Below are 1314 nucleotides of genomic sequence, written 5' to 3'. Positions count from 1 at the left end.
AGTGAGAAACATGGGTGAAATAGTGAGAAACATGGGTGAAATAGTGAGAAACATGGGTGAAACAGTGAGAAACATGGGTGAAACAGTGAGAAACATGGGTGAAACAGTGAGAAACATGGGTAAAACAGTGAGAAACATGGGTGAAACAGTGAGAAACATGGGTAAAACAGTGAGAAACATGGGTGAAACAGTGAGAAACATGGGTAAAACAGTGAGAAACATGGGTGAAACACCCCTGCACGGAGCATGTTTCTCACTGCACGGAGCATGTTTCTCACTGCACGGAGCATGTTTCTCACTGCACGGGGCATGTTTCTCACTGCACGGGGCATGTTTCTCACTGCACGGGGCATGTTTCTCACTGCACGGAGCATGTTTCTCACTGCACGGGGCATGTTTCTCACTGCATGGGGCATGTTTCTCACTGCATGGGGCATGTTTCTCACTGCACAGAGTGTGTTGCGCAGCCATACACCGAATCTTGCCTCATAATTTGGACCGGAGCGCAGTTGAAACAGATTGTGAGTTTGAGTTCAGTATTCAGCCGTTTTCAGGCATTCTTAGAAGTATGGATTTTCCCGCGTCGGACCAGCACAAATGCCCTTTGCTGCCTCTAAAGGCCATTTTTTCCTGTTTTTCTCCTGTTTTCAGCCCCTTAGAGCTCGATGGCTACCCCTTCTATCGCATTCTAAGGATGAATGTTCACAAATTTTCTGCCTTTATTCAGGTGCTCAAACGCACCCGAACCTGCAATGCGCGCCAGGAAGTATCTGCTTATGCTGAGGACTATCCTAATATAATCTTTTCGAGAATTGGTGAGTTTTGGGAGATGCACCTTTTAAGCTCTTAGAGCTTGTTGCAATGCACTCCCCTCGAGTTCTAAGAGCCGGAAATTTGGCGGGAATGTTAATAAATTGATCAATGCAGCTCGATCTAGTGCGACCCCAAATCATTTTTTTTAAAACACCACTACAAACTATGAAAACTACAATAAATGCTCTGTGCGCAACCCTTCGAAGACCCTTTGGTTGGGAGCTCAGGGACCGCTCAGGTCGGTTCTCCTATCCTAGCCTCCGTAGCAGACTACTGCGTAGGGCAAGCCGTAAAACCTTGCGCGTTTTGCCTGGGCGGCTTTTTTGTGCACGAAGTTAATTTCAGTGTGGTATTGACTTGTAAACATTTAATCACTCATTACCAAAAGGTTCAAAGTGCAACAGTCGAATAGTTTTTTCATTTCTCATTACTTCTCTTTTGCTATTACCAATTATGATATCCTGGGTAGCTGTAGATCTGTCATAAATTACAATGCCTTCT

Annotated in this window: 2 protein-coding genes; one reads left to right on the top strand and one right to left on the bottom strand. The window is 45.1% G+C overall.

Annotated elements, in window-relative coordinates:
- The coding region (locus QA601_18920) for a hypothetical protein (GenBank protein MDG5817174.1) at nt 1–222 on the bottom strand (222 nt) is incomplete at its 3' end.
- A 24-nt stretch (nt 223–246) separates the two neighbouring features.
- Between QA601_18920 and QA601_18915 the strand changes: the two genes are divergently transcribed.
- A complete protein-coding gene (locus tag QA601_18915; protein ID MDG5817173.1) occupies nt 247–492 on the top strand; it encodes a hypothetical protein in 246 nt (81 codons plus the stop codon).
- The last annotated feature ends 822 nt before the right edge of the window (nt 493–1314 follow it).

The sequence above is a fragment of the Chitinispirillales bacterium ANBcel5 genome, from assembly GCA_029688955.1.
GTDB classification, from domain to species: domain Bacteria; phylum Fibrobacterota; class Chitinivibrionia; order Chitinivibrionales; family Chitinispirillaceae; genus Cellulosispirillum; species Cellulosispirillum alkaliphilum.
Note: the sequence above shows the minus strand (reverse complement) of the source record. Positions and strands in the feature narration are given on the sequence as shown.

Excerpts from the sequence above, each read along its gene's own strand:
- QA601_18915 (MDG5817173.1), top strand. The coding sequence starts at position 247 with ATGTTTCTCACTGCACGGAGCATGTTTCTCACTGCACGGAGCATGTTT.